This window comes from Bradyrhizobium nivariense (assembly GCF_029846695.2).
In the GTDB taxonomy this organism is placed as follows: domain Bacteria; phylum Pseudomonadota; class Alphaproteobacteria; order Rhizobiales; family Xanthobacteraceae; genus Bradyrhizobium.
This window is the reverse complement of record NZ_JARWCR020000012.1, coordinates 142,278-167,363: the sequence shown is the minus strand read 5'-3', so window position 1 is coordinate 167,363 and position 25,086 is coordinate 142,278. Positions and strand designations below refer to the sequence as shown.

Here is a 25,086-nt window from a genome sequence, read left to right as displayed (position 1 = left end):
CGGCGTCGAGCCATTGCTGGCAGCCATGCGGGCGTGAGGCGCGGGCAGCGAACTCAATAGCGACACCGACGGCCGCCTTCGTTGCATGGAGGTGATGCGGAGCCGCGTTTTTACACAGCCTGGGTCAAAAGGCGAAGTGCCGGCGTTGCCCGCGCAGGTCTGCTTCACATCCATAAGCGGGCATCCGCGAGTACAGCCTTGGCCGAGGGATAGCAGCCCTACCCCATCACCCCGCCGCGCCTGATCAGCTCCTTCCCCACCGCGGCCAGATGCACCTGATCCGGCCCGTCGCCGATGCGGATGAAGCGGGCGTAGACATAGGCGCGGGCCAAAAAGGTATCCTGCGAGACGCCGGCGGCGCCGTGGATCTGGATGGCGCGGTCGATGATTCGTGCGGCCATGCTGGGCACCACGATCTTGGCCGCGGCGATCAGGTCGCGCGCGGCCTTGTTGCCCTCGCGATCCATCCTGTCGGCGGCTTGCAGCGTCAGCAAGCGCGCCTGCGCGATCTCGCAGAAGGAGTGTGCGATGTCTTCGCGCACCGAGCCCTGCTCGGCGAGCGGCTTGCCGAAGGCTGTGCGGGAGACCGCGCGTTGGCACATCAATTCCAGCGCGCGCTGGGCGCAGCCGATCAGCCGCATGCAATGGTGGATGCGGCCGGGGCCGAGCCTACCTTGCGCGATCTCGAAGCCGCGGCCTTCGCCCAGCAGGATGTTCTCCGCGGGCACACGGACGTTCTCGTAGACGATCTCGGGGTGGCCGACCGGCGCGTCGTCATAGCCGTAGGTCAGCATGTCGCGCACGATGCGCACGCCGGGCGTGTTTCTGGGCACCAGGATCATGGACTGCTGGCGGTGGCGGTCGGGATCGTCGGGCGCGGTCTTGCCCATCACGATCAGGATCTCGCAATCCTCGTTCATCGCGCCGGAGGTGAACCATTTGCGGCCGTTGATGACGTAGTCGCCGCCGTCGCGTTTGATCTCGCACTGGATGTTGGTGGCGTCGCTGGAGGCGACTTGCGGCTCCGTCATCGAGAAGCCGGAGCGGATGCGCCCCTCCAGCAGCGGCTTCAGCCAGCGTTCCTGCTGCGCGGGCGTGCCGTAGTTGGCGAGGACCTCCATGTTGCCGACGTCGGGCGCCGAGCAGTTGAAGACCTCAGGCGCCCAGAGAATGCGGCCCATGATCTCCTTCACGGGCGCATATTCGAGATTGGTCAAACCCGGACCGTGCGCGCCCGAGAGAAACAGGTTCCAGAGCCCCTGCTCCCGCGCCAGCCGCTTCAGATCCTGCAACACTTGCGGCGTCTTGTAGCGCGTCGCTTCCGGCTTCACCTGCTCGTAATAGAGCTCCTCGACCGGCTCGACATGCGTCCGCATGAACTGGCGCACGCGCTGCTGCAGCTCCAGCGAACGTTCGGAGTGGTGAAAGTCCATTCTGCTCTCCTGTTCGCCAAGGGTGATCGCACTTTGCCTTCCGTGGTAGGTGGAGCGCACGCCTCGCCCTTCGAGACGACCGCTCCGCGGTCTCCTCAGGATGAGGCTAAGCGACATTCGCGCCTGTTGAACCTGCCGCTACGCATTCCGCCCTCATCCTGAGGAGCCCGCGAAAGCGGGCGTCTCGAAGGATGCGCCATCATCAACCGCGATAGCCGGCTTGCCATCACGTGCCGCGCAACAGCTCGCTCGCGACGATCCAGTCGTTGCCGTCGAACTGGAGCATATAGCCGTCCTTGATCGGGCGGAAATCCTGCGGCGTGGTGTTGAGCGTGATGCCGGGCATCAGCAGCGACAGCGGCACGTTCTTCAGATTGGCCGCCTGCGCCATGATGTTCTCGCGCGTCAGATTGTCCTTGCACTGCTTGAGCAGGACCACCAGTGCCTCGGCGACCGTGTAGCCGTAGAGGCCAGCGACGTTGTTGACGTCGGCGTTGGGCAGGCGCTTCTTCATGAAGTCGGTATAGGCCGTCATCGCCGGATCGTCCTTCGGCTCGGCGACGAACGGCTTGAGCGAGCCGAGCGAGAGCACGCCCTTGCCGGCATCGAGGCCGGCCGGCACCATCACGGTCGCCTTGTTGGCGCAGCCCGAGGCGAGGAAGCGCGTGGCCTGCCAGCCGACTTCATGCGCCTTGCGGATCGCCTGGGCGCAGGCGCGCGGCGTCACCGAATAGATCATAAAGACGTCGGCCTTGGTGTTGGCGAGCGTCAGCACCTGGGAATCGATCGTGGGGTCGGCGACCTCGAAGCTCGACGCCATCGCGATCGCCTTGTCGGCGTCGGCACCAAGTGCTTCCTTGACGCCGCGCAGATATTCCTTGCCGGCGTCGTCGTTCTGATAGAGCACCGCAAAGCGCGCATTCGGGTTCTTGGCTCGGGCATAGGCGACGTCGATCGCGGCCTCGCTGGTGTAGTTCGGCGCCCAGGGCAGCGCCATCGACCAGGGCATGTTGGCGGGGTCGTTCCACTTCGAGGCCGAGCTGATCAGGAAGAGCTGCGGCACCTTGTTGCTGTTGAGATATTTTGCGATCGCCGAACTCGGCGCGGTGCCCATGGTGGCGAAGATGAAGGCGACGCCGTCGCCCTCGACCAGCCGCCGTGCCGCTTCCATGGTCTTCGGCGGCGAGAAGGCGTCGTCGAGCGACAAGAGATTGAGCTTGCGGCCATTGACGCCGCCCTTGTCGTTGACCTCGTCGAAATAGGCCGAGATCACCCTGCCGGTGATGCCGAGCGGCGATGCAGGCCCGCTATAGGGCATGGTGTTGCCGATCTTGATCTCGGTGTCGGTGACGCCGGGACCGTAGGATTTTTGCGCAAGGACAGGCGTGGACAGACAAGCGGCAGCCAACGCTGCCGCCAGGGCCATAGCGGCTTTCATGGTTTCTCCCCAATGATCATCGTCCGCGCGATCCGAATGCGCGGCGTGCTGCTTTTGTCAGCGCGTCAGATCAGCGGAGTTCCGCAAGACGGTCTTGCGTCGAGTTGCTGGTTTACCCGACGCTTCGCCGCGAGCCGGTGTAGGAACGCCGCAGCAGTGCGAACAGGCTGCCGCCGGTGGCGGCGCCGAGCAGGTAGGCGATGATGGTGAGGAGCGCCAGCGGCAGGCCGATGTTGCCCCTGAACAACGAGATCGTCACCGTTTCCAGATTTTGCAGGGCGAAGGTCAGCGTTGCGGCGGCGAACAGCACGATGATGGCGAGATGAACCCAGCGCATGGAATCTCCCTTCGGCCGCGCGAATGCCACCGCCCGGCCCCGTCACAACCATCCACGCGGCGCGCCTAGTGGCGCCGCCGCAAGCTGAAGCCGAGGCTGACCCAGCCCGCGCCGGCCATGATCAGGTCGATGCCGAGGAACAGGCCCAGGATATAGACGCTGTTGACCGGCCAGCGCGCCAGGATCAACAGCCCGAGCAGCAACGTGATGACGGCAGACAGCGCCACCCAGACCCACGGGCTTTCGCGCTTCATGCTGAAGGCGAGAAACAGCCGGACCGCGCCGGAGGCGAGCAGCGAGGCGCCGAGAAACAAGGTCAGCAGCGCTGCTGCAAACAGCGGGTTCTCGAAGGTCAGGAAGCCCGCGACGATGTAGAGCACGCCGAGCAAGGCCCAGATCACGAACTTGCCCCAGCTTTTCATCTGGAAGGCGCCGATCACTTCCATAACGCCGGCCACGATCATCATCGCACCGACCACGATCACGCTCGCCACCGTCGCCATCACCATGCTGCCGAGCGCGACGAAGCCGGCGATGAGATAGACGACGCCCAAGGCGACGATCCAGCCCCATTTGGCATGCAACGCCGCGATGCCGGAGCCCAGGCTGGAAGGATGGGAGATATCCGAGGCACTTGTCATGACGGCCACTCCTGCATGGAAGCCCGCGAGCGCACGCCAGGATAGCGCCGACCGCACCGGGAGACAGCCAGTACAGCAGCCCTCGCGGGCAGCAACATTGATGCAAATCAAGATCGGATGCGGCGCCTCAGCCGCGCGTCCGTTCCATCTCCAGCTCGGCCTTGAGATTGGCGAGATCGCGATAAATTGAAGCAATCGCAAGGACGCGGCCGCCCTTGCGGTACTTCAGCAGGCAGTCCTTGCCGGAAATGCTGCCGTCGATCGCGATGTCGTCGAAGCTCTCGGCGTGGCCGACATAGTTGATCGGTACGTCGTAATGCTGGGACCAGAAGAACGGCACGGCGTCGAAACGTTCGCGCTTGCCGAGCATGTTGCGCGCCGCGGTCTGGCCCTGGCGCTCCGCCACGACCCAGTGCTCGACGCGGATGGTTTGCCGCGAATGCGGATCCGGCCAGCGCGCGATGTCGCCGGCCGCGAAGATGCCGGATACGCTGGTCTCCAGATATTCGCTCACGCTGACGCCCCGGTAGGCCGCAAGTCCCGCCTGCTCGGCGAGCGCAAGGCGCGGCTTGACGCCGATGCCGACCACGACCAGTTCGGCATCGATGACGCCGCCGCTCTTCAACGTGGCGCGCGTGCCGTCCAGCTTTTCCACCGTGTCCTTGAGATGGAAGTTGACGCCATTGTCCTCATGCAGCGCGCGCACGAAGTCGCCCATCTCGGGACCGAGCACCTTCTGCATCGGCCGTTCTTCCGGCGCGACCACGTGCACCTCGATCTTGCGTGCCCGCAAGGAGGCCGCAACTTCGAGGCCGATGAAGCTGGCGCCGATCACCAGCGCACGCTTCGCGCTGCCGGCCGCCTTGATGATGGCGCGGCTGTCCGCGACGGATCGCAAGGTGTGGACATGGGGTTGGTCGGCGCCGGGGATCTGCAATTTGACCGGCTCGGCGCCGGTCGCGAGCAGCAGCCGGTCGAACGGCAGCTTGTCACCATTACCCAACGTCACGCTACGCGCCTTGGGATCAATCGCGGAAACATTCGTGTTGAGCCTGAGGTCGATGCCCGCGTCCGGATAGTAATCCTCGCTCCGCAACGGCAGCCAGTCCTCCGGCGCGTTGCCAGCGAGATAGTCCTTGGAGAGGTTCGGCCGGTCGACCGGCATCGCGCCGTCATTGCTGAGCATGGTGACGGCGCCGGCAAAGCCCTCGCGCCGGAGCGTCTCGGCCGCCGCGAAACCGGCCGCGCCGCCACCGACGATGACGAATTTTTCCGGTGTCGGCGCGATGCGGTGGAGCGCCGAAGGCTTCGGCATCTCACGCTTGCGCTGAACCCAAATCCTGTCCCGATCCCGCGTCACCTCCCAGACCGCCAGCGCGTTCAGCGCCGGCGGGCGCGTGGCCTCGCCGGTGCGCAAGGAGAAGCAGGCGTGGTGCCAGGGGCAACGGATGGTGTCGTCGACCACCAGCCCCTCGGCGAGTGGCCCGTGGTAGTGGCTGCAAGCGGGCTCGATCGCAAAAACCTCATTGCCCGCCTGCACCAGCAGGACATCCTCCGCGCCGACATGGCCGAGCAGCTTGCCGTCCTTGAGATCGGCGAGCGAGACGCCCTTGGTCAGGTCGGCTCCACCAGGCTTGCTCTCCTCACTCATGGTCATCTCCCTCGCGGCTGGCGCTCAACTCGGGATTTGGACGGCGCCGCCTGCGAAAGGTTCCTCGCGACGCCAAAAATTCGGGTCACCCCGCCGCCTTTTGCACATCGAGCACCGCCTGCGCCCATTCGGCGGGCCGTTCCTGCGGCAGATTGTGGCCGGCCTCAGTGAACACGCGCCGCTCGAAAAAGCCCTCGAACTTGCGCGCATGATGCGCCGTGCCGGGATTGACGCCATCGCTGTCGCCATCGATGGCGATCGTGGGGACACGGATCGGCGGCTGGCCCGCGAGCTTCGCCTCGATCCCGGCATAGGCGGGATCGCCCTCAACCAGCGCGTAGCGGTGGCGGTAGGAATGGATCACGACATCGACGAAATCAGGATTGTCGAACGACGTTGCGCTGGTCTCGAACGTCGCGTCGTCGAACGCCCATGTCGGCGACCACATCGCCCAGAGCTGGCGGGCAAAACCGCGCCGGTTGCGCTCCAGCGCGCGGCGGCCGCGCTCGTTGTGGAAGAGATATTGATACCAGAGCGCCGCCTCCTCCGGAGGTGAGGCCGGCTCCATGGCGCGGTCGATGTTCTGGATGTTGTAGGAATTGCCGGAGACGAGCCCGATCACGCGCTCGGGATGCAGCGCCGAGACCACGCAGGCCGCGCGCCCGCCCCAGTCATAACCGGCGACGACCGCGCGCTTGATGTGAAGCGCATCCATGAAGGCCAGGAGATCGGCGCCAAGCGCCGCCTGCTCGCCGGAGCGCAACGTCGCAGCGGAGCGGAACCGCGTCGGCCCGTAGCCGCGCAGCCAGGGCACCAGCACCCGCGCGCCCGCATGCGCAATGATCGGCGCGGTCTCGGCATAGGCGTTCACATCGTAGGGAAAGCCGTGGCCCATGATGCAGGGCCAGCCGTCCGGCGCGCCGTATTCGCGATAGGCGATGTCGAGGATATCCGTCGTGACGGTTTTTTGTTGCATTACAAAGCGAAGCTATTTCTGCGGCCCGGACAGCGAGATGTCGCGCTCGGCGCGGAACACGTTGCTGTAGAGATTGGCGATCCACTGCCGGCCGATCTCGGTCTTGTTGAGGTAGCTGATCTCGGTCTGGATGTGCGGTGCGACGCTGTTCCAGTAGAATTGCGGATAGCGGTTCACGACGTCGGCCGGCGAGTCGTAGCCGAGCTGGCGGTTGATGCCGACCTCCTCGAACTCGTAGTAGAGCGCGTTGGCCTTGCGCAGATAGTTGGGGTCGCCGAGCTGGCCGATAAAGTCGGCAGCGCGCAGGATCGAGGCCTCGTCGTCATAGTCCTGGCCTTCCCGGGCCGGAAAGCGCGTGCCCTCGATGGCGCGGGCAATGCGATCCGGATCCAGTCCGGGAATATGCCGCAACCGCCGCGTCACATAAAGCTTGGACCGATCGACGTGATACATCATCAAGCTCGCGTCCGATGCACCGCGCGGCAACGAGATCTTGGTGTCGGCCGCATCGATCACGAAGCCGTCGGCGTCATCCTCCTCGAATAGGCCGCGCACATAGCCGATGTCGTGAGCGAGGCAGGCGATCAGGACATGGACGTAGTCCTCTGCCGACAGATGCGTATGAAGACTGCGGCCACTGAGGATGGAATGGCCCGCCAGGGTCACCAGCATCGTATGCTCGATATTGTGATAGAGCGCATCGCTGTTGCCGATGCACTCCATCGCGGTGCGGGTCGCGCTCTCGACGATACTTGCAGAAGTCTCGTCGTACCGGCGACGCATGAACGTACCGAGCAACTTCTCGAGGGATTCAGCCGCCAGTCTCGGTAACGTCATCATGGATGCAGCCCCGCTTGTCGGTGGTGTCCCACATCAACTCCCGACGTCTCATTATTGTCCTCGACGCAAGCGTCAGCATAGCCCATCTTGGGCCGAGTGACCAAATCCCCGAACGAAAATACGGAAATATGTTGCGGTTGTGCCCCGCGATATCGCGGTTTCGGTGCCGGCTCGATACAGCCTGGCTGGGCGTCGCCGGCACGGCAGGACCCGCAATCATTCCACCAGCAGCACGTCGACGGCCACGTCGAGCTTCTGCTTCGGCGAGCCGACGATGATGCCGTCGACCGGCGAAACGTCGGAAAAGTCGCGGCCGACCGCGAGCACGATATGGTCGCCAGCGACCATAAGATCGTTGGTCGGATCGAAATCGACCCAGCCAAGCTCCTCCCCGCACCACAGCGACACCCAGGCATGGGTGGCGTCGGCGCCCTGCAGGCGCGGTTGGCCCGCCGGCGGAACGGTGCGCAAATATCCGCTGACATAGGCCGCGGGCAGACCGAGCCCGCGCAGCCCTGCGATCATCACATGAGCAAAATCCTGACAGACGCCATGGCGCTTGGCAAAGACCTCGTTGAGCGGCGTCGAGATCACCGTCGCCTTGGGGTCGTAGCGAAATTCGGTGCGGATGCGATGCATCAGATCGACCGCCCCGGCGAGGATGCCCGCGCCGGGCGCAAAGCTTTCCGCCGCATAGGCGCTGACCGGTCCCAGCACCGGCACCAGCGGGCTCGCAAAGACATAGCCGACCGGCGAGGACGGCCCGAGGCTCGTGGCCTCGAAGGCGATGTCGCGAATGCTCTCCCAGGCCGGGCTGGCAGCGGCGCGCGCCGGCGGCTGGCGCGACACCGAGACGCGCGAGCGCGAGTCGATGCGCAAATTGCGGTGCGCGGCCTCGATCACGACACTCTCGGTCAGGGTGCCGAAGAAATCGCGGCGGACGCTACGCTCGGCGGGGCGCGGACGGATCTCGACATTGTGCGAGATCAGTTCCTGGCCATGGCCGCTCCTCGGCTCCAGCCGCAGCGTGCAGCGGGCGAAGCTGACCGGACTCTCGTATTCGTAGATGGTGACGTGACGGATGTCGTAGATCACGCCAGCCCCGTCAGCTTTTCCGGGCGGCTGGCATTGGGGCCGTGCGGGAAGTAGTGCTGCCCGACCGCCTCGGCGAGGCTGAGCAGATCCTGCTCCAGTGCGAACAGCGTCTTGACCTCGAGCTTCTCGGCCTCCGCGGTCGCGAGCATCGCCTGCATCGCGACCGCAAGCCGCTGCGGCTTCTCGATCAGGCCGTGCTCCTTCAGGCTCGGCAGCGCGGCGATGTGCTCGTTCAGCGTCGTCACCTGGAACGCCACCGAACGCGGATTGTAGCTGTCGAGCACGGCGAGGTCGCGCACCGGCGCCAGGATCGGCGCCAGCAGATAACGCGAGCGGTAGGTGATCTGGCAATCCACCAGCGTCAGCAGGATATCGAGATCCTCGTCGCCGGCCTCGTCATAGGCAAATTGCCGGGCAAAACGCGTCGTGTTGATGGCGCGCTCGGTGCGGCGGCCGATATCGAGGAAGCGCCAGCCGGCGGCGCGGTTCATGTTCTCGTGTGCAAGGCCGGCAAAGCTCGCCAGCTCCTGCAAGGTCAGCTCGGCCGCGCTCAGCACGCCGTCGTCGCCCTCGACCTCCAGGGCCAGCCGCTCGGCCATCTCGGTGATGACTTGCCAGGCGTCGGGCGACAGCCGCTCGCGCAAGGAGGTCGCCGTGCGCTGTGCCGCGCGGACCAGCGACAGCGCCGAACCGAATCGCTCCGGGCTTTGTAGCGCTTCGGCAACGATGCGTCCGGGCGCCGCGCGCGAAGTCTGCGAGATCGCGCCCCAGGTCACCAGCAGGCGCTGGATACGCTCGGCAGATTGCAGTGAGGCCGCGGTGCCCTTGTTGGGCCCGCTCGGCGACCCCAGCGCCCGCACCAGCCGCAGCGTCGCCTCGGCGCGTTCGAGATAGCGACCGAGCCAGAACAGATTGTCCGCGGCGCGGCTCGGCAGCACGCCGGCGATACGGCGGATGCGCACCTTGTCGATCGCAGGCAGCAGCGTCGCGGTCGAAACCTGCTTGTCCGAGACCACCCAGACGTCGGCGGAGCGCGCGCCATCGCCCATCGACACCGCGCGCGCATCCGCCTGCTCGGCGATCCGGCAGAAGCCGCCGGGCATGATGGCCCAACCGTCGGGCGTCGCGGCTGCGAACACGCGCAGCACGAAGGGACGGGGCGTGATCTGCCCCTGCTCCCACACCGGCATGGTCGAGAGCCGCACCACCTCTTGGCCGACATAGTCCATGCCGCGCCCAGTGATGGCGTCGATCAGGCGCTGGCGTTCGCAGGCGTCGAGCTCGCTCGCGAGCACCGGACCGTTGCTGTCGAAACCGGGAACACCGCGCCGATAGGCGCCTCCGATCGCGACCTCGTCGAGCCGCGACAGCACCTCGTCGCGCGCCGAGCGTTGGCCGCACCACCAGGTCGCGATGTGCGGCATCTTCAGCTCTTCGCCGAGCAGGCGGCGGCTGAGCGCGGGCAGAAAGCCGAGCATCGCACGGGCTTCGAGGACGCCCGAGCCCGGCATGTTGGCGACGACGACGCCGTCCTTGCGCAGCACGTCGATCAGGCCTGCGACCCCCAGCCGCGAGGAGGCATCGAGCTCGAGCGGATCGAGCGAGTTGGAATCGACCCGGCGCAGCAGCACATCGAGCCGCTTGAGCCCCGCGACCGTGCGAATGTGGATGCGGTTGTCGCTGACTGCGAGATCGTCGCCCTCGACCAGCAGGAAGCCGAGATAGCGCGCGAGCGTCGCGTGCTCGAAATAGGTTTCGCTGAAGCTGCCCGGCGTGAGCACGCCGATCCGCGGCTCGTCGCGATCGGCCCTCGCACGAAGCGAGTCACGAAACGCCTCGAAGAACGGCGCGACGCGCGGCACGTTCATCGATTTGTAGAGATCGGAGAAGGCGCGCGAGAGCACCAGGCGGTTCTCCAGCGCATAGCCCGCGCCCGAGGGGGCCTGCGTGCGGTCGCCGAGCACCCACCAGCGGCCATCCGGTCCACGGCCGACGTCGGCGGCATACAGCGAGAGATAGTGCCCGCCCGGCGGCGGCACGCCGCAGACGGGACGGAGATATTCGGGACTGCCGGCGATCGCGGCCGCGGGCAACGCGCCTTCCGCGACGAGGCGGCCCTCGCCATAGATGTCGCGCAGCACGAGCTCGAGCAGCTCGGCGCGCTGGGTAATACCGTCGGACAGCTGCTTCCAGTCGGCCTCGTCGATCAGCAGCGGCAGATGGCTGATCGACCACGGCCGGTCGGCGCTCTCGCCGGGCGCGCGATAGGTGACGCCGGCCTCGCGGAGATGACGGTCGGCCATGCCAAACCGCCGCTCGACCTCGTCGGGCGCAAGCGCCCCGAAGGCGTTGAAGAAGCGGCTCCAGACCGCGCGCGGGGCGCCGTCGGGCCCCAGGAACTCGTCAGGGATGCCGGGCAGGCGCCTATAGTCGCGAACCCATTGCGCGAGGCGGCGCTGGCCTTCGCGCTGACCTTGCGCCTTACCCGCCTTGTCGTCCTCTTCGGCTGCGCCCTCGGCCATGCGCCTCTCCCTGCCCCGGCATCATACTCATTGCAGGAGCGGGGTCCGCAAGTCGAGGGTCAGCGGAAACTCATTTGTGCGTTCCTCGGGCGGCGGCTGCATCGGACCCGGCGTATGGCCGTGGTCCTGGAAGCGCGCCAGCCGCCTCGCCTCGGCCTCGTAGGTGTTGACGGGCTTGGTGTCGTAGCTGCGGCCGCCGGGATGGGCGACGTGATAGACGCAGCCGCCGAGCGAGCGGCCGTTCCAGGTGTCGATGAGGTCGAAGGTCAGGGGCGCGTGAACGGGAATGGTCGGGTGCAGGCCGGAGGCCGGTTGCCAGGCCTTGAAGCGAACGCCGGCCACGGCCTCACCCGAGCGGCCGGTCGAGGTCATCGGCAGGCGGCGGCCGTTGCAGGTCACGATGTGACGCCCCTCGACGAAGCCTTCCGCCTTGACCTGAAGCCGTTCGACCGAGCTGTCGACGTAACGAACCGTGCCGCCGGCCGAGCCCTCCTCGCCGAGCACATGCCAGGGCTCCAGCGCCTGGCGCAGCTCCAGCGTGACGCCGCCATGATGGACGCGGCCGAACGCGGGGAAGCGGAATTCGAGCTGGGCCTGATACCATTCCGACTCGAACGGATAGCCGAACTGCTTCAGCTCGGTGAGCACTTCGAGAAAATCTTCCCAGATGAAATGCGGCAGCATGAAGCGGTCATGCAGCGCGGTGCCCCAGCGCACGAACTTGCCGGCCTGCGGCTCGCGCCAGAATTTTGCGATCAGCGCACGGATCAGCAGCTGCTGCGCCAGCGACATGCGCGGATCCGGCGGCATTTCGAGCGCGCGGAATTCGACGAGGCCGAGCCGACCGGTCGGGCCATCCGGTGAATAGAGCTTGTCGATGCAGATCTCGGCGCGATGGGTGTTGCCGGTGATGTCGACGAGGAGATGCCGGAACAAGCGATCCACCAGCCACAGCGGCGCCTGATAGCCCGGCGGCGGCACGTGCGACAGCGCGACCTCGAGCTCATAGATGCTGTCGTGGCGGGCTTCGTCGATGCGCGGTGCCTGGCTGGTCGGGCCGATGAACAGACCGGAGAAGAAATAGGACAGCGACGGATGACGCTGCCAATACAGCACCAGGCTCTTCAGCAGATCGGGCCGGCGCAGGAACGGCGAGTCCGGCGGGCTCGAGCCGCCGACCACGACGTGGTTGCCGCCGCCGGTGCCGGTGTGGCGGCCGTCGACCAGAAAACGGTTGGCGCCGAGACGAATCTTCGCCGCGTCCTCATAAAGCCCGACGGTGATGTCGACCGCCTCGCGCCAATTCCTTGCCGGCTGGACGTTGACCTCGATCACACCGGGGTCAGGCGTCACCTTGATGACGTCGATGCGTGGATCGAACGGCGGCGGATAGCCTTCGACATGGACCTGGAACTGCATCTCTTCGGCACTGGCCTCAAGCGCTGCAATCAGCTCGAGATAGTCCTCGATGCGTTCCACCGGCGGCATGAAGGCACAGAGCACGCCATCGCGGACTTCGATCGACATCGCGGTACGGACCGGCTCCGATGCTTCGAGACTTTCCGGCGCAAGCCGCGGCGCCGGAGATTGCGGGCGCGGCATGCGGCCGAACACCGGCAGCTTGGTCCGGGCCTCCATCGGGTCCTGTTCGACGATATAGGGATAGCGATCGGGCGGCACATATTCGAGCGCGTTGAGCGGCAATCGCAGGCCGAGCGGAGAATCGCCGGGCATCAGGAACAGATGGTTGCGACGCAGCTTCCAGCGCTCGCTGCGCCAGCGCGGCGCTTCCGCGTTCCAGCGCTGTACCGGCAGCACGAAGCCCTTTGGCGCATTGAGCCCGTCGTCGAACACCCGCGCCATACGTGCGCGCGCTTCCGGATCGGACAGCTTTGAGTCTGAGGGATCGACGTTGACCGGAAGCTCCCCCTCCTTCTGCAACCAGTAGGCCGGATCCTCATAGGCCGGCATGATGTAGCCGGGATCCAGGCCGAGCCGTGCCACGGTGCCTTCCATGAAGGCCTCGGCGTCCTTGATCTCGGCGCGCCGCGGATTCTCGATCTTGGCGATCAGATCGGCATTCTTCCAGATCGGCACGCCGTCCTTGCGCCAGTACAGGCCAAAGGCCCAGCGCGGCAGGCTCTCGCCGGGATACCATTTGCCCTCGCCGTAATGCAGCAGCCCGCCAGGCGCAAAGCGCGTGCGCAGCCGGCGGATCAAATCGTCGGCAAGCGCGCGCTTGGTCGGGCCAACGGCCTCGGTGTTCCATTCCGCCGCCTCCAGGTCATCGACCGAGACGAAAGTCGGCTCGCCGCCCATGGTGAGCCGGACGTCCTGCGCGGCGAGATCGCCGTCGACCTGCTCGCCGAGATCGTTCAGCCGCGTCCAGGCTTCATCGGAAAACGGTTTTGTGATGCGCGGCGCCTCGCGGATCCGCCGGACGCTCATGTCGAAGTCGAACTCGACCTCGGCAAACCCGGCGCCGCCGGAGATCGGCGCGGCCGAGCGGTAATGCGGCGTCGCGGCAACCGGGATGTGCCCCTCGCCCGCGAGCATGCCGGACGTCGCGTCGAAGCCGATCCAGCCTGCGCCGGGCAGATAGACCTCGGCCCAGGCGTGCAGATCGGTGAAATCGTTCTCGACTTCCGGCGGTCCCTCGATCGGATCGATGTCGGGACGGACCTGGATCAGATAGCCGGAGACGAAACGGGCGGCCAACCCGAGATGACGGAAGGTCTGGATCAGGAGCCAGGCGGAGTCGCGGCAGGAGCCGGCGCAGGTGGTGAGCGTCTCCTCGGGCGTCTGCACGCCCGCCTCCATGCGGATGACATAGCGAATCTTCTCCCGCAGCTCCCTGTTGAGATCGACCAGGAAGTTGACCGTGTTTGGGGCTTCGTGCGGGATCGTATCGAGATATTTCGCGAACAGGCGATCGGGCTTGATCGTCTCGAGATAAGGCGCGAGCTCTGTCTTCAGATCTTGGGTATATTCGAACGGAAAGCTGTCGGCATAGGGCTCGACGAAGAAGTCGAACGGATTGACCACGGTCATCTGCGCCGTGAAATCGACCTCGATCTTCAGCTCGGTGGTCTTCTCATGAAAGACGTAGCGCGCCAGCCAATTTCCCTGCGGATCCTGCTGCCAATTCACGAAATGATCGGAGGGCGTGACTTTGAGCGAATAGCTCAGGATCGGCGTGCGGGTGTGCGGCGCCGGTCGCAGGCGGATGGTCTGCGGGCCAAGATCAATCGGACGATCGTACTTGTAGTGCGTGACGTGGTGTAATGCGACGTAGATCGACACGGGGTGTGGTACTCCAGCAGCTTTTTTGAGCAGAACACCGCTGGTGATCGCGATCAAGCACTAACAACGGGCAGACCGTGCCTATGGCACGGGCTGCACCTTTGCTACATCGTCGCGCCCAGCACCCAGGGCGCGAACTCGGCGCCGCCGAAATCGAAACTCTCGCTCTTGGTCGGCTGTCCCGAGGCCGTCTTCAGGATGAGATCGAAGATGCGCTGCCCGCATTGCTGCACGCTTTCCTCGCCTTCGAGGATGGTGCCGCAATTGACGTCCATGTCCTCTTCCATGCGCTTGTACATGGGCGTGTTGGTCGCGAGCTTGATCGAGGGCGCCGGCTTGCAGCCGAATACGCTGCCGCGGCCCGTGGTGAAGCAGACGAGATTGGCGCCGCCGGCGACCTGCCCGGTGGCGGCGACGGGATCGTAGCCGGGCGTGTCCATGAAGACGAAACCCTTCTTGGTGATGGGCTCGGCGTAGCGCAGCACCTCGACGAGGTTGGTGGTGCCGGCCTTCGCCATCGCGCCGAGCGACTTCTCCAAAATGGTGGTGAGGCCGCCGGCCTTGTTGCCGGGGCTCGGATTGGCGTTCATCTCGGCGCCTTCGCGCTCGGTGTACGCGTCCCACCAGCGCATGAGATCGACCAGCTTCTCGCCGACCTCGCGACTGACGGCGCGGCGCGTGAGCAGATGCTCGGCGCCATAGGTCTCCGGCGTCTCCGACAGGATCACGGTGCCGCCGTGACGCACGATCAGATCGCTGGCCGCACCCAGCGCCGGGTTGGCGGACACGCCGGAATAGCCATCCGAGCCGCCGCATTGCAGCGCGACGGTCAATTCGCTCACCGGCACCGACTCGCGCTTGACCTTGTTGGAATCCGCAAGCGCTTCGCGCACGAAGGCGATGCCGGCTTCCACCGTCTTGCGGGTGCCGCCGACCTCCTGGATGTCCATCGCGCGCAGGCGGCCGGCGAGCTTCTGCTCCTCCATCAGGCCGCCGATCTGGTTCACCTCGCAGCCGAGGCCGAGCACGATGACGTGGGAGAAATTGACGTGGCGCGCATAGCCACCGAGCGTGCGGCGGAGCAGCGCCAGGGGCTCGTTCTGCGTCATGCCGCAGCCGGTCTTGTGGGTCAGCGCGACCACACCGTCGACATTGGGGAAATCGGCCAGCGGATTGTCGCCGGTGAACGGATTCTTCTTGAACACGTCGGCGACGAGGCTCGCGACATGCGCGCTGCAATTCACCGAGGTGAGGATGCCGATATAGTTGCGCGTGGCGACGCGGCCGTCCGGGCGGCGGATGCCTTCGAAGCTCGCCGGCAGGTCGAAATTCGGCGTCGGCTTGACGTCGGCGCAATAGGCATAGTCCTTAGCGAAATCGCCCATGCCGCAGTTCTGCACGTGCACGTGCTGGCCCGGCGCGATCGGCACCGTCGCAAAGCCGATGATCTGGCCGTAGCGTATCACCGGCTCGCCCAATGCGATCGGCTTGATCGCGACCTTGTGGCCGGAAGGAATGCGCTCGACCGTCGTCACGCCGTCGGCCACCAATGTTCCAGGCGGCAGGCTCGCGCGCGCGATCAGCACGCCATCATCGGGATGCAGGCGAATGACGGGGCTGATGGTCATGGGAGGTCTCCTTGGGTCTTACTTCACCTCTCCCCGTTCTTACGGGAAGAGGTCGGATCGCGACCGGCGATGCATCGTCCGGGGCGATCCGGGTGAGGGGCAAGCGGCGCGCTCGATCGTTAGATTAGGTCGTGTTGAGAGAGCCCCTCACCCTTTCCCTCTCCCCGTAAGAACGGGGAGAGGGAAAGGGAGAAGAGCTCAAGCCTTGCCGCCGGAATCCTTCCGGGTCGCGTTGACCTGCATCTTGGCGTAGGTCGTCATCAGGCCGACCTCGTTCGACAGCGTCACCAGCTTGAAGCCCATGTTGATGGCGCGCGCGGCACCTTCGGCGCCGCTGCAATGGATGCCGGCGTTGAGGCCGCGCTTGCCGCACTCCTTGATGATCTTCTCGTAGATCGCGAGGATCTCGGGCTCGGTGCGGTCGAGCTTCGGCTCGAGGCCGTAGGAGAAGCCGAGGTCGGACGGACCGATATAGACGCCGTCGATGCCTTCGACGTCGAAGATCGCTTCCATGTTCTCGACCGCGGTCCTGGTCTCCATCATCGGCAGCAGCACGATGTCGTCGTTGGCCGTCTTCTGGTAGGAGCCCGCGGTGCCGTACATGCCGGCGCGGATCGGGCCGTTGGAGCGTACGCCCTTCGGCGGGTACTTGGAATAGGATACGAGGTTCCTGGCTTCCTGCGGCGTGTTGACCATCGGGCAGATCACGCCATAGGCGCCGCCATCGAGCACCTTGCCGATGATACCGGGCTCGTTCCAGGGCACGCGGACCATCGGCGTGATCGGATGCTTGTCCATCGCCTGGAAGCACTGCACCATCGAGAGATAATCCTGCACGCCGTGCTGCATGTCGACGGTGACGCTGTCGAAGCCGCATTGCGCGATCATCTCGGCCGAGAAGCCGGAGGGAATCGCGAGCCACGCGTTGACCACGGCCTTGCCCGACTTCCAGATTTCCTTGACCTTGTTCGCCACGTTGCCTTCCTTCCTCGTTGTTTGGACCGTGTTATTTGGACCCGTGTTATTGGACCGTCGTCACCATGACGAGCGCCGCGACAGCGCGACCCGCTGTTACCGCGAACCGGATCGCCGCGCTACGCTCGGAATGACGCAACGCCTATGCGGTTGCCCGCTGGATGCCGACTTCGCTGACGCCGACCTCGCGGGCGGTATTCACTATTGCCGGCCATGTGTCATCCGGCAAGGGGCCGCCGATTTTTGCGCATCGGCTGAGGGGCACTTTGAGCGAAAAAATGCAGCAATGTCCATGATTGTTGCCGCGCGCTCGCGCATATCTGCTTTCACTCCTCCGCGCTTGCCTCCTCGCCCGCGCCCAGCCCTGCGAGACTCTGTTCGAGCTCGCCGAGCATCTCCTGCAACTCGGCGAGCTTGCGTGCGCCAAAGCGCCGCGTGATCTCCGCATAGATCGCTTCGGAGGACGGCGCGACGGAGGCCATCAGCTTCACGCCCTTTTCCGAGATCGAGACCATGCTGCGGCGCTGGTCCGCCTTCGCGGTCTTGCGTTCGATCAGGTTGCGCGCCTCCAGATCGCGCAGGATGCGCGACAGGCTCGGTCCGAGCAGGAACGCGGTGCGCGCGAGTTCCGTGACCTCGACCGTGTCGATCGCCGCGAGCGCGCGCAGGATGCGCCATTGCTGCTCGGTCAGGCCATGCTCGCGCAGCGAGGGACGAAATTGTCGCATCACCGCCTCGCGTGCCCGCAGCAGCGACATCGGCAGCGAACGCGAGAAGTCGCGCATCGGCACCTGCCGCACGGCGGCTGCGCCGTCGTCCGCTGGATCAGCCGGTCTCTTCACCATGATGCCCCTTCAATCCGCGAAATGTTTGCAGTGCAGCAAGCCCAAATTGTGTTTGACCCATTCACTTAACATGTTAAGTATCTTCGGGCACCACGATTTGTAAGATCACAAATGGCGCTTTCCGACGACGATATCCGAGCTTGCGCGAACCGTCTGCATCAGGCGGAGAGGACCCGTACGCAGATCCGGCAGCTCTCGCAGGACTTTCCCGACATCAGCATCGCTGACGCCTACGCGATTCAGAAGGCCTGGGTCGACGTCAAGATCGCCGAGGGGCGCATCGTCAGGGGACACAAGATCGGCCTGACCTCGAAGGCGATGCAGAGCGCGCTTGACATCAACGAGCCGGATTCCGGCGTGCTGCTCGACGACATGTTCTTCGCCGATGGTGGCCTCGTCCCGACGGAGCGCTTCATCGCGACGCGCGTGGAAGCCGAGCTCGCCTTCGTCATGAGCAAGCGCCTCGCGGGCCCCGACTGCACGCTGTTCGACGTGCTCAACGCTACCGACTTCGTCGTGCCGGCGCTGGAGATTCTGGACACGCGGATCGAGCGCGTCGATCCCCAGACCAAGGCGACGCGAAAGATTTTCGACACCATCGCCGACAATGCGGCGAATGCCGGCATCGTGCTCGGCGGACGGCCGATCCGTCCGCTGGACGCCGATCTGCGCTGGATCGGCGCGCTCTGCTTTCGGAACGGCCAGCTCGAAGAGACCGGCCTTGCCGCCGGCGTGCTCAATCATCCCGCAACCGCCGTCGCCTGGCTCGCCAACAAGATCGCGCCGCTCGACCTTGCGCTCGAACCGGGTCAGGTCGTGCTCGCCGGTTCCTTCATCCGTCCGATCGAGACCCGCAAGGGCGACACAATTCAGGCCGATTACGGCGCCTACGGCTCGGTGAGCTGCTACTTCGCCTGACGAACAAGAAACAGGGAGTGAAACCGCGATGCCGCATTTCACGATCGAATATTCGGCCAATCTCGACGGCCGCCTCGACATCGGCGCGGTGTGCGAAATCGTGCGCAAGGCGGCGGTCGAGACCGGCATCTTCCCGCTCGGCGGCATCCGCGTCCGCGCCGTCAAATGCGAGCATTATGCGATCGCCGATAACAGGCAAGACTACGGCTTTCTCGACATGGTGCTGCGCATCGGCGAAGGCCGCGACCTCAAGACCCGCAAGGAGGCCGGCGAACACGTCTTCCAGGCGCTCTCCCGGCATCTTGATCCCGTTTTCGCAAGCACGAAATTCGCCCTGTCGTTCGACATGCAGATCAACGACAAGGACACCAGCTGGAAGCGCAACAACATCCACGACGCCCTGAAAATGGAGGCCGCCCATGGATAAGACCACGCCGAAAGCCGATGTGTTCCAGGCCAACCGCGACCGCGTCGCACCGCTGCTGAAGACGCTGCGTGCCGACGGTATCGGCCACATGATCGCCGGCAAGATCGTGCCGTCGATCTCAGGCGAGACGTTCGAGACCAAGTCGCCGGTCGACGGCGCGACGCTCGCAAGCGTCGCCCGTGGCAATGCCGAGGACATCGATCGCGCCGCGACCGCTGCCGCCCTTGCCTTCAAGTCCTGGCGCGACATGGGGCCGGCGATGCGGAAGAAGCTGCTGCATCGCGTCGCCGACGCCATCGAGGACAATGCCGACGACATCGCGGTGCTCGAATGCATCGACACCGGCCAGGCCTATCGCTTCATGGCCAAGGCCGCGATCCGCGCCGCCGAAAATTTCCGCTTCTTTGCCGACAGATGCGGCGAGGCGCGCGACGGCCAGAACACGCCGAGCGACGAGCATTGGAACGTCTCGACGCGTATGCCCATCGGCCCGGTCGGCGTGATCACGCCGTGGAATACGCCGTTCATGCTCTCGACCTGGAAGATCGCCCCCGCGCTGGCCGCCGGCTGCACCGTCGTGCACAAGCCGGCGGAGTGGTCGCCGATCACGGCGGCTATTCTTGCAAAGCTCGTCAAGGAAGCCGGCGTTCCCGACGGCGTGCTCAACACCGTGCACGGCTTTGGCGAAGAGGCCGGTAAGGCATTGACCGAGCATCCCGCCATCAAGGCGATCGGCTTCGTCGGCGAGAGCGCGACGGGCTCGGCGATCATGATTCAGGGCGCGCCGACGCTGAAGCGCGTGCATTTCGAGCTCGGCGGCAAGAACCCCGTGATCGTATTCGACGACGCCGATCTCGACCGCGCGCTCGATGCGGTCGTATTCATGATCTACTCGCTCAACGGCGAGCGCTGCACCTCGTCGAGCCGCCTGCTGATCCAGGCCAGCATTGCCGAAAAGTTCATCGAGAAATTAACCGTGCGGGTGAAGGCGCTCAAGGTCGGCCATCCCCTCGATCCCGCGACCGAGATCGGGCCGCTGATCCATGAGCGGCATCTGGCAAAGGTCTGCTCCTATTTCGACGTCGCACGCCAGGACGGCGCGACGATCGCCGTCGGCGGCAAGGCCTATGACGGCCCGGGCGGCGGACATTATGTCGAGCCGACCCTGGTGACCGGCGCGAACGGCAAGATGCGGGTGGCACAGGAAGAGGTGTTCGGCCCCTTCCTCACCGTGCTGCCCTTCCGCGACGAAAAGGATGCGGTCGAGATCGCCAACGACATCCGCTATGGCCTGACCGGCTATGTCTGGACCAACGACGTCGGCCGCGCACTGCGCGTTGCTGATGCACTCGAAGCCGGCATGATCTGGCTGAACTCGGAAAACGTCCGCCATCTGCCGACCCCGTTCGGCGGCATGAAGGCCTCAGGCATCGGCCGCGACGGCGGCGACTATTCGTTCGACTTCTACATGGAAACCAAGCACGTCTCGCTGGCGCGGGGCACGCATAAGATTCAAAAGCTGGGAATCTAACGCTCGCGGTTCCTCGGCGCGCGGAGTGCCAGCGAGGAATGACGGGGTCTAGAGAGGGAAAACACAATGCCCGCACCGCAACACGTCTTCGAGCCGCCGTTCAACATCATCCGCTCCAGCCATGCCGTGCTGGATGTCACCGACCTGAAGCTCAGCCGCGAGTTCTATGAAAGCGTTGTCGGCCTGCATGTCGAGGACGCCGACGACAGGGTCGTTTACTTGCGCGCCGCCGAGGAGCATCAGCATCACTCGCTGGTGTTGCGCAAGGCGGCGGTGCCTGCCTGCAACCGCCTCGGCTTCAAGGTCGGCAACGACGGGGATCTGGACAAGGCTGCCGCGTTCCTCTCCGAGAACGGCCTTGGCTACGCCTTCGTCGATCAGCCCTTTCAGGGCCGCACGCTGCAATTCACCGATCCCTTTGGTTTCCAGATCGAGCTCTATGCGACGATGGACCGGCGGCCGCATCTGCTGCGCCGCTACGACCTCTACAGGGGCTGCCACCCGCAGCGGCTCGACCATTTCAATGTGTTCGCCGCCGAGGTGCAGGGCACCGTCGAATTCTATGCCCGGCTCGGCTTCCGTCTCACCGAATACGCCGAGGAGGACGGACCGAACGGACGCATTGCGGCTGCCTGGATGCATCGCAAGGGCAATGTCCACGATTTTGCCATCACCAACGGCAGGGGCCCGCGGCTGCACCATTTCGCCTACTGGACGCCGACGGCGATGAACATCATCCACCTCTGCGACGTCATGGCCTCGCAGGGTTTTGTGAAGAACATCGAACGCGGTCCCGGCCGCCACGGCATCTCGAATGCGTTCTTCCTCTACGTCCGCGACCCCGATGGACACCGGCTCGAGCTCTATACCAGCGATTATTTCACCGGCGATCACGACCACGAACCGCTGCGCTGGTCGCTGCGCGATCCGCGCCGCCAGACGCTGTGGGGTGCACCGGCCCCGCGCTCCTGGTTCGAGCAGGGCTCGCCGTTCTCCGGGCAAGCCGTGCGTGAGCCAAAGTTCGTGGCCGACGTGCTGGTGGCGGATTGATGCCAATGGCTGTCGAGCTTCCCAAGCCGTCGTCCCGGCGAAAGCCGGGACCCATAACCACAGGGAGAAGTTTGACGAAGGTTGGTCGTTCGGGATTGTCATTGTGCACACTTGATAGATCACGCGGTATGGGTCCCGGCCTTCGCCGGGACGACAAAGGAATACTGAGCTGCCCATGAACCTCCCTCGCCTCGCCACCTATTCCGTCAAGGGTGCAACGAAGTACGGTGCCGTCGTCGACGGCGGCATTGTCGATCTCTCCGCGCGCCACGCAAAAGACTATCCGACGCTGCGCGAGGTGATCGCGGCAGGAAAGCTCGCGAGCCTCGCCGAAGAGGCCGCCGGCCGCACGCCGGATCACGCGCTCGGTGGCATCATCTGGCTGCCGCCGGTGCCCGCGCCGGAAAAGATCATCTGCATCGGCGTCAACTATCCCGACCGCAATGCCGAGTACAAGGACGGCCAGGACGCGCCGAAATATCCGAGCATGTTCATGCGCTCGCCGCGCTCCTTCGTCGGCCACGACACGCCGCTGGTGCGCCCGCGCGCTTCCGCACAGCTCGACTATGAAGGCGAGATCGTGCTTGTCATCGGCAAGGCCGGCCGGCACATTCCGGAAAGCACGGCGCTCGATCACATCGCCGCGCTGACCCTTTGCAACGAAGGCTCGGTGCGCGACTGGCTGCGCCACGCCAAGTTCAACGTCACCCAGGGCAAGAACTTCGATTCCAGCGGCAGCCTCGGCCCGTGGCTAGTGCCCTACACACAGGAATCGCAGATCGCCGACATCCGCCTCACCACGCATGTCAACGGCGAGCTGCGGCAGGACGACCGCACAAGCCGATTGATGTTCCCGTTCCGCTACCTCATCAGCTATATCTCGACCTTCGCCACGCTCGTTCCCGGTGACATCATCGTGACGGGCACGCCGACCGGCGCCGGTGCGCGGTTCGATCCGCCGCGCTATTTGAAGCCCGGCGATGTCGTCGAGGTCGAAGCCGAGGGCATCGGCAGCTTGCGCAACGGCGTGGTCGACGAAGCCTGATCAACAAACGAATGGAATGATGCCATGACCACCCTCACCGGCGGCGAAGCGATCGTAAGCGGCCTTGTCGCCCATGGCGTCGACACCGTGTTCGGCCTGCCCGGCGCGCAAATCTACGGCCTGTTCGACGCCTTCCACCAGGCCCAGCTCAAGGTGATCGGCGCGCGGCACGAGCAGGCCTGCGGCTACATGGCGTTCGGCTATGCGCGCTCCAGCGGCAGGCCCGGCGTGTTCAGCGTGGTGCCCGGTCCCGGCGTGCTCAACGCCAGCGCCGCGCTGCTCACCGCCTTCGGCTGCAACGAGCCGGTGCTGTGCGTCACCGGCCAGGTGCCGACGCAGTTTTTGGGCAAGGGCCGCGGCCATCTGCACGAGATGCCGGACCAGCTCGCGACGCTGCGCACCTATGTGAAATGGGCAGATCGCATCGAATATCCCGGCAACGCGCCGACCACCGTCGCGCGCGCCTTTCAGGAGATGACGTCCGGCCGGCGCGGCCCCGCCTCGGTCGAGATGCCCTGGGACATCTTCACCCAGCGCGCGGACACGGCGGCTGCGCAGGTGCTGGGGCCGCTGCCGGCGCCGCTCCCCGACCCCGATATGATCAAGCAGGCCGCCGCGCTGATCAAGAACAGCAAGGCACCGATGATCTTTGTCGGCAGCGGCGCGATCGAGGCGCGCGAAGAAATCCTCGAACTCGCCGAGATGATCGATGCGCCCGTGGTCGCTTTCCGCAGCGGCCGCGGCATCGTCTCCAACGCGCATGAGCTTGGGCTGACCATGGCCGCTGGCTACAAGCTTTGGCCGAAGACCGATCTGATGATCGCAATCGGCACGCGCGCGGAACTGCCGGCATCGGGCTTCCGCTGGCCGTATCAGCCGCAGGGGCTGAAATCCATTCGTGTCGATATCGATCCGGCCGAGATGCGGCGGCTTGCCTCCGATGTCGCTATTGTCGCCGACGCCAAGGCCGGCACGACCGATCTCGTCACAGCCGTGAAGAAGGCCGGCTATGCCAGGACCAGCGGCCGGCGGGGAGAAATCCGCGAGGCCACTGCGACGGCGCTAGCCGAGATCCAGCGCATCCAGCCGCAGATGGCGTATCTCAACATCCTGCGTGAGGTGCTGCCAGCGAACGCGATCGTGACCGACGAATTGTCCCAGTTCGGCTTCGCCTCCTGGTACGGCTTCCCGATCTACCAGCCGCGCACCTTCATCACCTCAGGCTATCAGGGCACGCTCGGCTCGGGCTTCCCGACCGCGCTCGGCGCCAAGGTCGCCAATCCCGACAAGCCGGTGGTGGCGATCACCGGCGATGGCGGCTTCATGTTCGGCGTGCAGGAGCTTGCCACGGCCGTGCAGTTCAACATCGGCGTGGTGACGCTGGTGTTCAACAACAATGCCTATGGCAATGTCCGCCGCGACCAGCGCGAGCGCTTTGACGGCCGCGTGGTGGCGTCCGATCTCGTCAACCCGGATTTCGTCAAGCTCGCGGAGGCCTTTGGCGTCGCGGCCGCGCGCGTCACTGCGCCGGACCAGTTCAAGGCGGCGATGGAGAAGGCGCTCGCCCATGGCGGGCCGTATCTGATCTCGGTGGAAGTGACGCGGGATTCGGAAGTGAGCCCGTGGGCATTCATTCACCCGCCGAAGCCGTAGTCATCCTCATGGTGAGGAGGCGCGAAGCGCCGTCTCGAACCATGCAGGCCCGGCTGCTGCATCTCGGCCGTCATCCTTCGAGACGCTTGCTTCGCAAGCTCCTCAGGATGAGGGGATGGATCAGCGTGTCCTGCGGAACGTCAAATTGATCCGCTTCCGGCCGAGCAGCGCGTGCTCGCCGTCGGCGAGCGGCGCGACGCCGTGATAGGCGAGCCGGGACGGCCCGCCCCAGACCACGACGTCGCCATGCACCAAGCGGAACCGGCGCGGCTTGTCGCCGCGCGCCATGCTGCCGAACAGGAACGTCGCAGGCAGCCCGAGCGAGACCGAGACGATGGGCGCGGAAAAATCCAGCTCGTCCTTGTCCTGATGCAACGACAGCCGCGTGCCCGGCTCGTAACGATTGACGAGGCAAGCATCGGGCGCAAAGCCCGCAAAACCGCCCTGCTCGGCCGCGCGGCGGGCGAGCTCGCGGAGCACGGGCGGCATCGCGGGCCACGGCGCCTCGGTTCGCGGATCGATTGGATCGTAGCGATAGCCGGTGTGATCGGTGATCCAGCCGCGCTCGCCGCAATTGGTCATCGCCACCGACATCTGGTAGCCGCCGGGTGTCGTCATGCGCCGGAACGGCGACTGCACCACGATCGCGCGCACCGCGGCGATCAGCTCGCTTTCGATCGGCTTGACGAAGCCGCGCAGCAGCACGGCGCCGTCGGCGATCTCCTCGCGTGACGGCTGGGCTTCGGCAGCGCTATCGAACAAATCCGCAGTCAATTGC

The 25,086-nt window shown here is 65.4% G+C and carries 20 protein-coding genes; 6 read left to right on the top strand and 14 right to left on the bottom strand.

Annotation, left to right across the window (positions count from 1 at the left end; all coding sequences use genetic code 11):
• Nucleotides 1–218 precede the first annotated feature (218 nt).
• From QCM77_RS12935 to hpaR, 13 genes are all read right to left on the bottom strand, one after another.
• Nucleotides 219–1,433 (bottom strand): acyl-CoA dehydrogenase family protein, encoded by a 1,215-nt coding sequence (locus QCM77_RS12935; protein ID WP_279668845.1) that lies wholly within the window; start codon nt 1,431–1,433, stop codon nt 219–221.
• A gap of 226 nt (nt 1,434–1,659) precedes the next feature.
• Entirely contained in the window at nt 1,660–2,871 is a 1,212-nt protein-coding gene (locus QCM77_RS12930) for an ABC transporter substrate-binding protein (RefSeq protein ID WP_279668846.1), read from the bottom strand.
• Nucleotides 2,872–2,983: 112 nt separating this feature from the next.
• Nucleotides 2,984–3,208 (bottom strand): LapA family protein, encoded by a 225-nt coding sequence (locus QCM77_RS12925; RefSeq protein WP_279668847.1) that lies wholly within the window; start codon nt 3,206–3,208, stop codon nt 2,984–2,986.
• A gap of 65 nt (nt 3,209–3,273) precedes the next feature.
• On the bottom strand, nt 3,274–3,849 hold the full coding sequence (locus QCM77_RS12920; RefSeq protein ID WP_279668848.1) for an HdeD family acid-resistance protein: 576 nt from the start codon (nt 3,847–3,849) through the stop codon (nt 3,274–3,276).
• Between the two features lie 127 nt (nt 3,850–3,976).
• Complete coding sequence (locus QCM77_RS12915; protein ID WP_279683858.1) at nt 3,977–5,500, bottom strand: FAD-dependent oxidoreductase; 1,524 nt, start codon at nt 5,498–5,500, stop codon at nt 3,977–3,979.
• A gap of 85 nt (nt 5,501–5,585) precedes the next feature.
• Nucleotides 5,586–6,476 (bottom strand): alpha/beta fold hydrolase, encoded by an 891-nt coding sequence (locus QCM77_RS12910; protein ID WP_279668850.1) that lies wholly within the window; start codon nt 6,474–6,476, stop codon nt 5,586–5,588.
• Nucleotides 6,477–6,488: 12 nt separating this feature from the next.
• Nucleotides 6,489–7,316 carry a metal-dependent phosphohydrolase gene (locus QCM77_RS12905; RefSeq protein ID WP_279668851.1) on the bottom strand — a complete coding sequence of 276 codons (828 nt, stop codon included), beginning with the start codon at nt 7,314–7,316 and terminating at the stop codon, nt 6,489–6,491.
• 216 nt (nt 7,317–7,532) lie between these two features.
• The gene (locus tag QCM77_RS12900; protein WP_279683856.1) at nt 7,533–8,411 is read right to left on the bottom strand and encodes a transglutaminase family protein; all 879 of its coding nucleotides are present in this window, start codon (nt 8,409–8,411) and stop codon (nt 7,533–7,535) included.
• The gene (locus QCM77_RS12895; RefSeq protein ID WP_279668853.1) at nt 8,408–10,933 is read right to left on the bottom strand and encodes a circularly permuted type 2 ATP-grasp protein; all 2,526 of its coding nucleotides are present in this window, start codon (nt 10,931–10,933) and stop codon (nt 8,408–8,410) included. The genes QCM77_RS12900 and QCM77_RS12895 overlap by 4 nt, the downstream gene beginning before the upstream one ends.
• 27 nt (nt 10,934–10,960) lie before the next feature.
• Entirely contained in the window at nt 10,961–14,236 is a 3,276-nt protein-coding gene (locus QCM77_RS12890) for a transglutaminase family protein (protein ID WP_279668854.1), read from the bottom strand.
• Nucleotides 14,237–14,340: 104 nt separating this feature from the next.
• The gene (locus QCM77_RS12885; protein ID WP_279668855.1) at nt 14,341–15,864 is read right to left on the bottom strand and encodes a D-arabinonate dehydratase; all 1,524 of its coding nucleotides are present in this window, start codon (nt 15,862–15,864) and stop codon (nt 14,341–14,343) included.
• A 198-nt stretch (nt 15,865–16,062) separates the two neighbouring features.
• Nucleotides 16,063–16,839 (bottom strand): HpcH/HpaI aldolase family protein, encoded by a 777-nt coding sequence (locus tag QCM77_RS12880; protein ID WP_279668856.1) that lies wholly within the window; start codon nt 16,837–16,839, stop codon nt 16,063–16,065.
• A 326-nt stretch (nt 16,840–17,165) separates the two neighbouring features.
• Nucleotides 17,166–17,684: a homoprotocatechuate degradation operon regulator HpaR gene (hpaR, locus tag QCM77_RS12875; protein WP_279668857.1), complete on the bottom strand. Its 519-nt coding sequence runs from the start codon at nt 17,682–17,684 to the stop codon at nt 17,166–17,168.
• A gap of 111 nt (nt 17,685–17,795) precedes the next feature.
• Here hpaR and hpaH point away from each other — a divergent pair, with 111 nt between their 5' ends.
• From hpaH to QCM77_RS12845, 6 genes are all read left to right on the top strand, one after another.
• Nucleotides 17,796–18,602 (top strand): 2-oxo-hept-4-ene-1,7-dioate hydratase, encoded by an 807-nt coding sequence (gene hpaH / locus QCM77_RS12870; RefSeq protein WP_279668858.1) that lies wholly within the window; start codon nt 17,796–17,798, stop codon nt 18,600–18,602.
• A gap of 28 nt (nt 18,603–18,630) precedes the next feature.
• Complete coding sequence (locus QCM77_RS12865; protein WP_279668859.1) at nt 18,631–19,029, top strand: 5-carboxymethyl-2-hydroxymuconate Delta-isomerase; 399 nt, start codon at nt 18,631–18,633, stop codon at nt 19,027–19,029.
• Nucleotides 19,022–20,560: a 5-carboxymethyl-2-hydroxymuconate semialdehyde dehydrogenase gene (gene hpaE / locus QCM77_RS12860; RefSeq protein ID WP_279668860.1), complete on the top strand. Its 1,539-nt coding sequence runs from the start codon at nt 19,022–19,024 to the stop codon at nt 20,558–20,560. The genes QCM77_RS12865 and hpaE overlap by 8 nt, the downstream gene beginning before the upstream one ends.
• 66 nt (nt 20,561–20,626) lie before the next feature.
• The gene (gene hpaD, locus QCM77_RS12855; protein ID WP_279668861.1) at nt 20,627–21,610 is read left to right on the top strand and encodes a 3,4-dihydroxyphenylacetate 2,3-dioxygenase; all 984 of its coding nucleotides are present in this window, start codon (nt 20,627–20,629) and stop codon (nt 21,608–21,610) included.
• Between the two features lie 175 nt (nt 21,611–21,785).
• Nucleotides 21,786–22,655: a fumarylacetoacetate hydrolase family protein gene (locus tag QCM77_RS12850; protein ID WP_279669036.1), complete on the top strand. Its 870-nt coding sequence runs from the start codon at nt 21,786–21,788 to the stop codon at nt 22,653–22,655.
• A 24-nt stretch (nt 22,656–22,679) separates the two neighbouring features.
• Entirely contained in the window at nt 22,680–24,308 is a 1,629-nt protein-coding gene (locus tag QCM77_RS12845) for a thiamine pyrophosphate-dependent enzyme (protein WP_279669035.1), read from the top strand.
• Nucleotides 24,309–24,428: 120 nt separating this feature from the next.
• On the opposite strand, the gene alkB is transcribed toward QCM77_RS12845, so the two are convergent.
• On the bottom strand, nt 24,429–25,082 hold the full coding sequence (alkB, locus tag QCM77_RS12840; RefSeq protein ID WP_279669034.1) for a DNA oxidative demethylase AlkB: 654 nt from the start codon (nt 25,080–25,082) through the stop codon (nt 24,429–24,431).
• Nucleotides 25,083–25,086 lie beyond the last annotated feature (4 nt).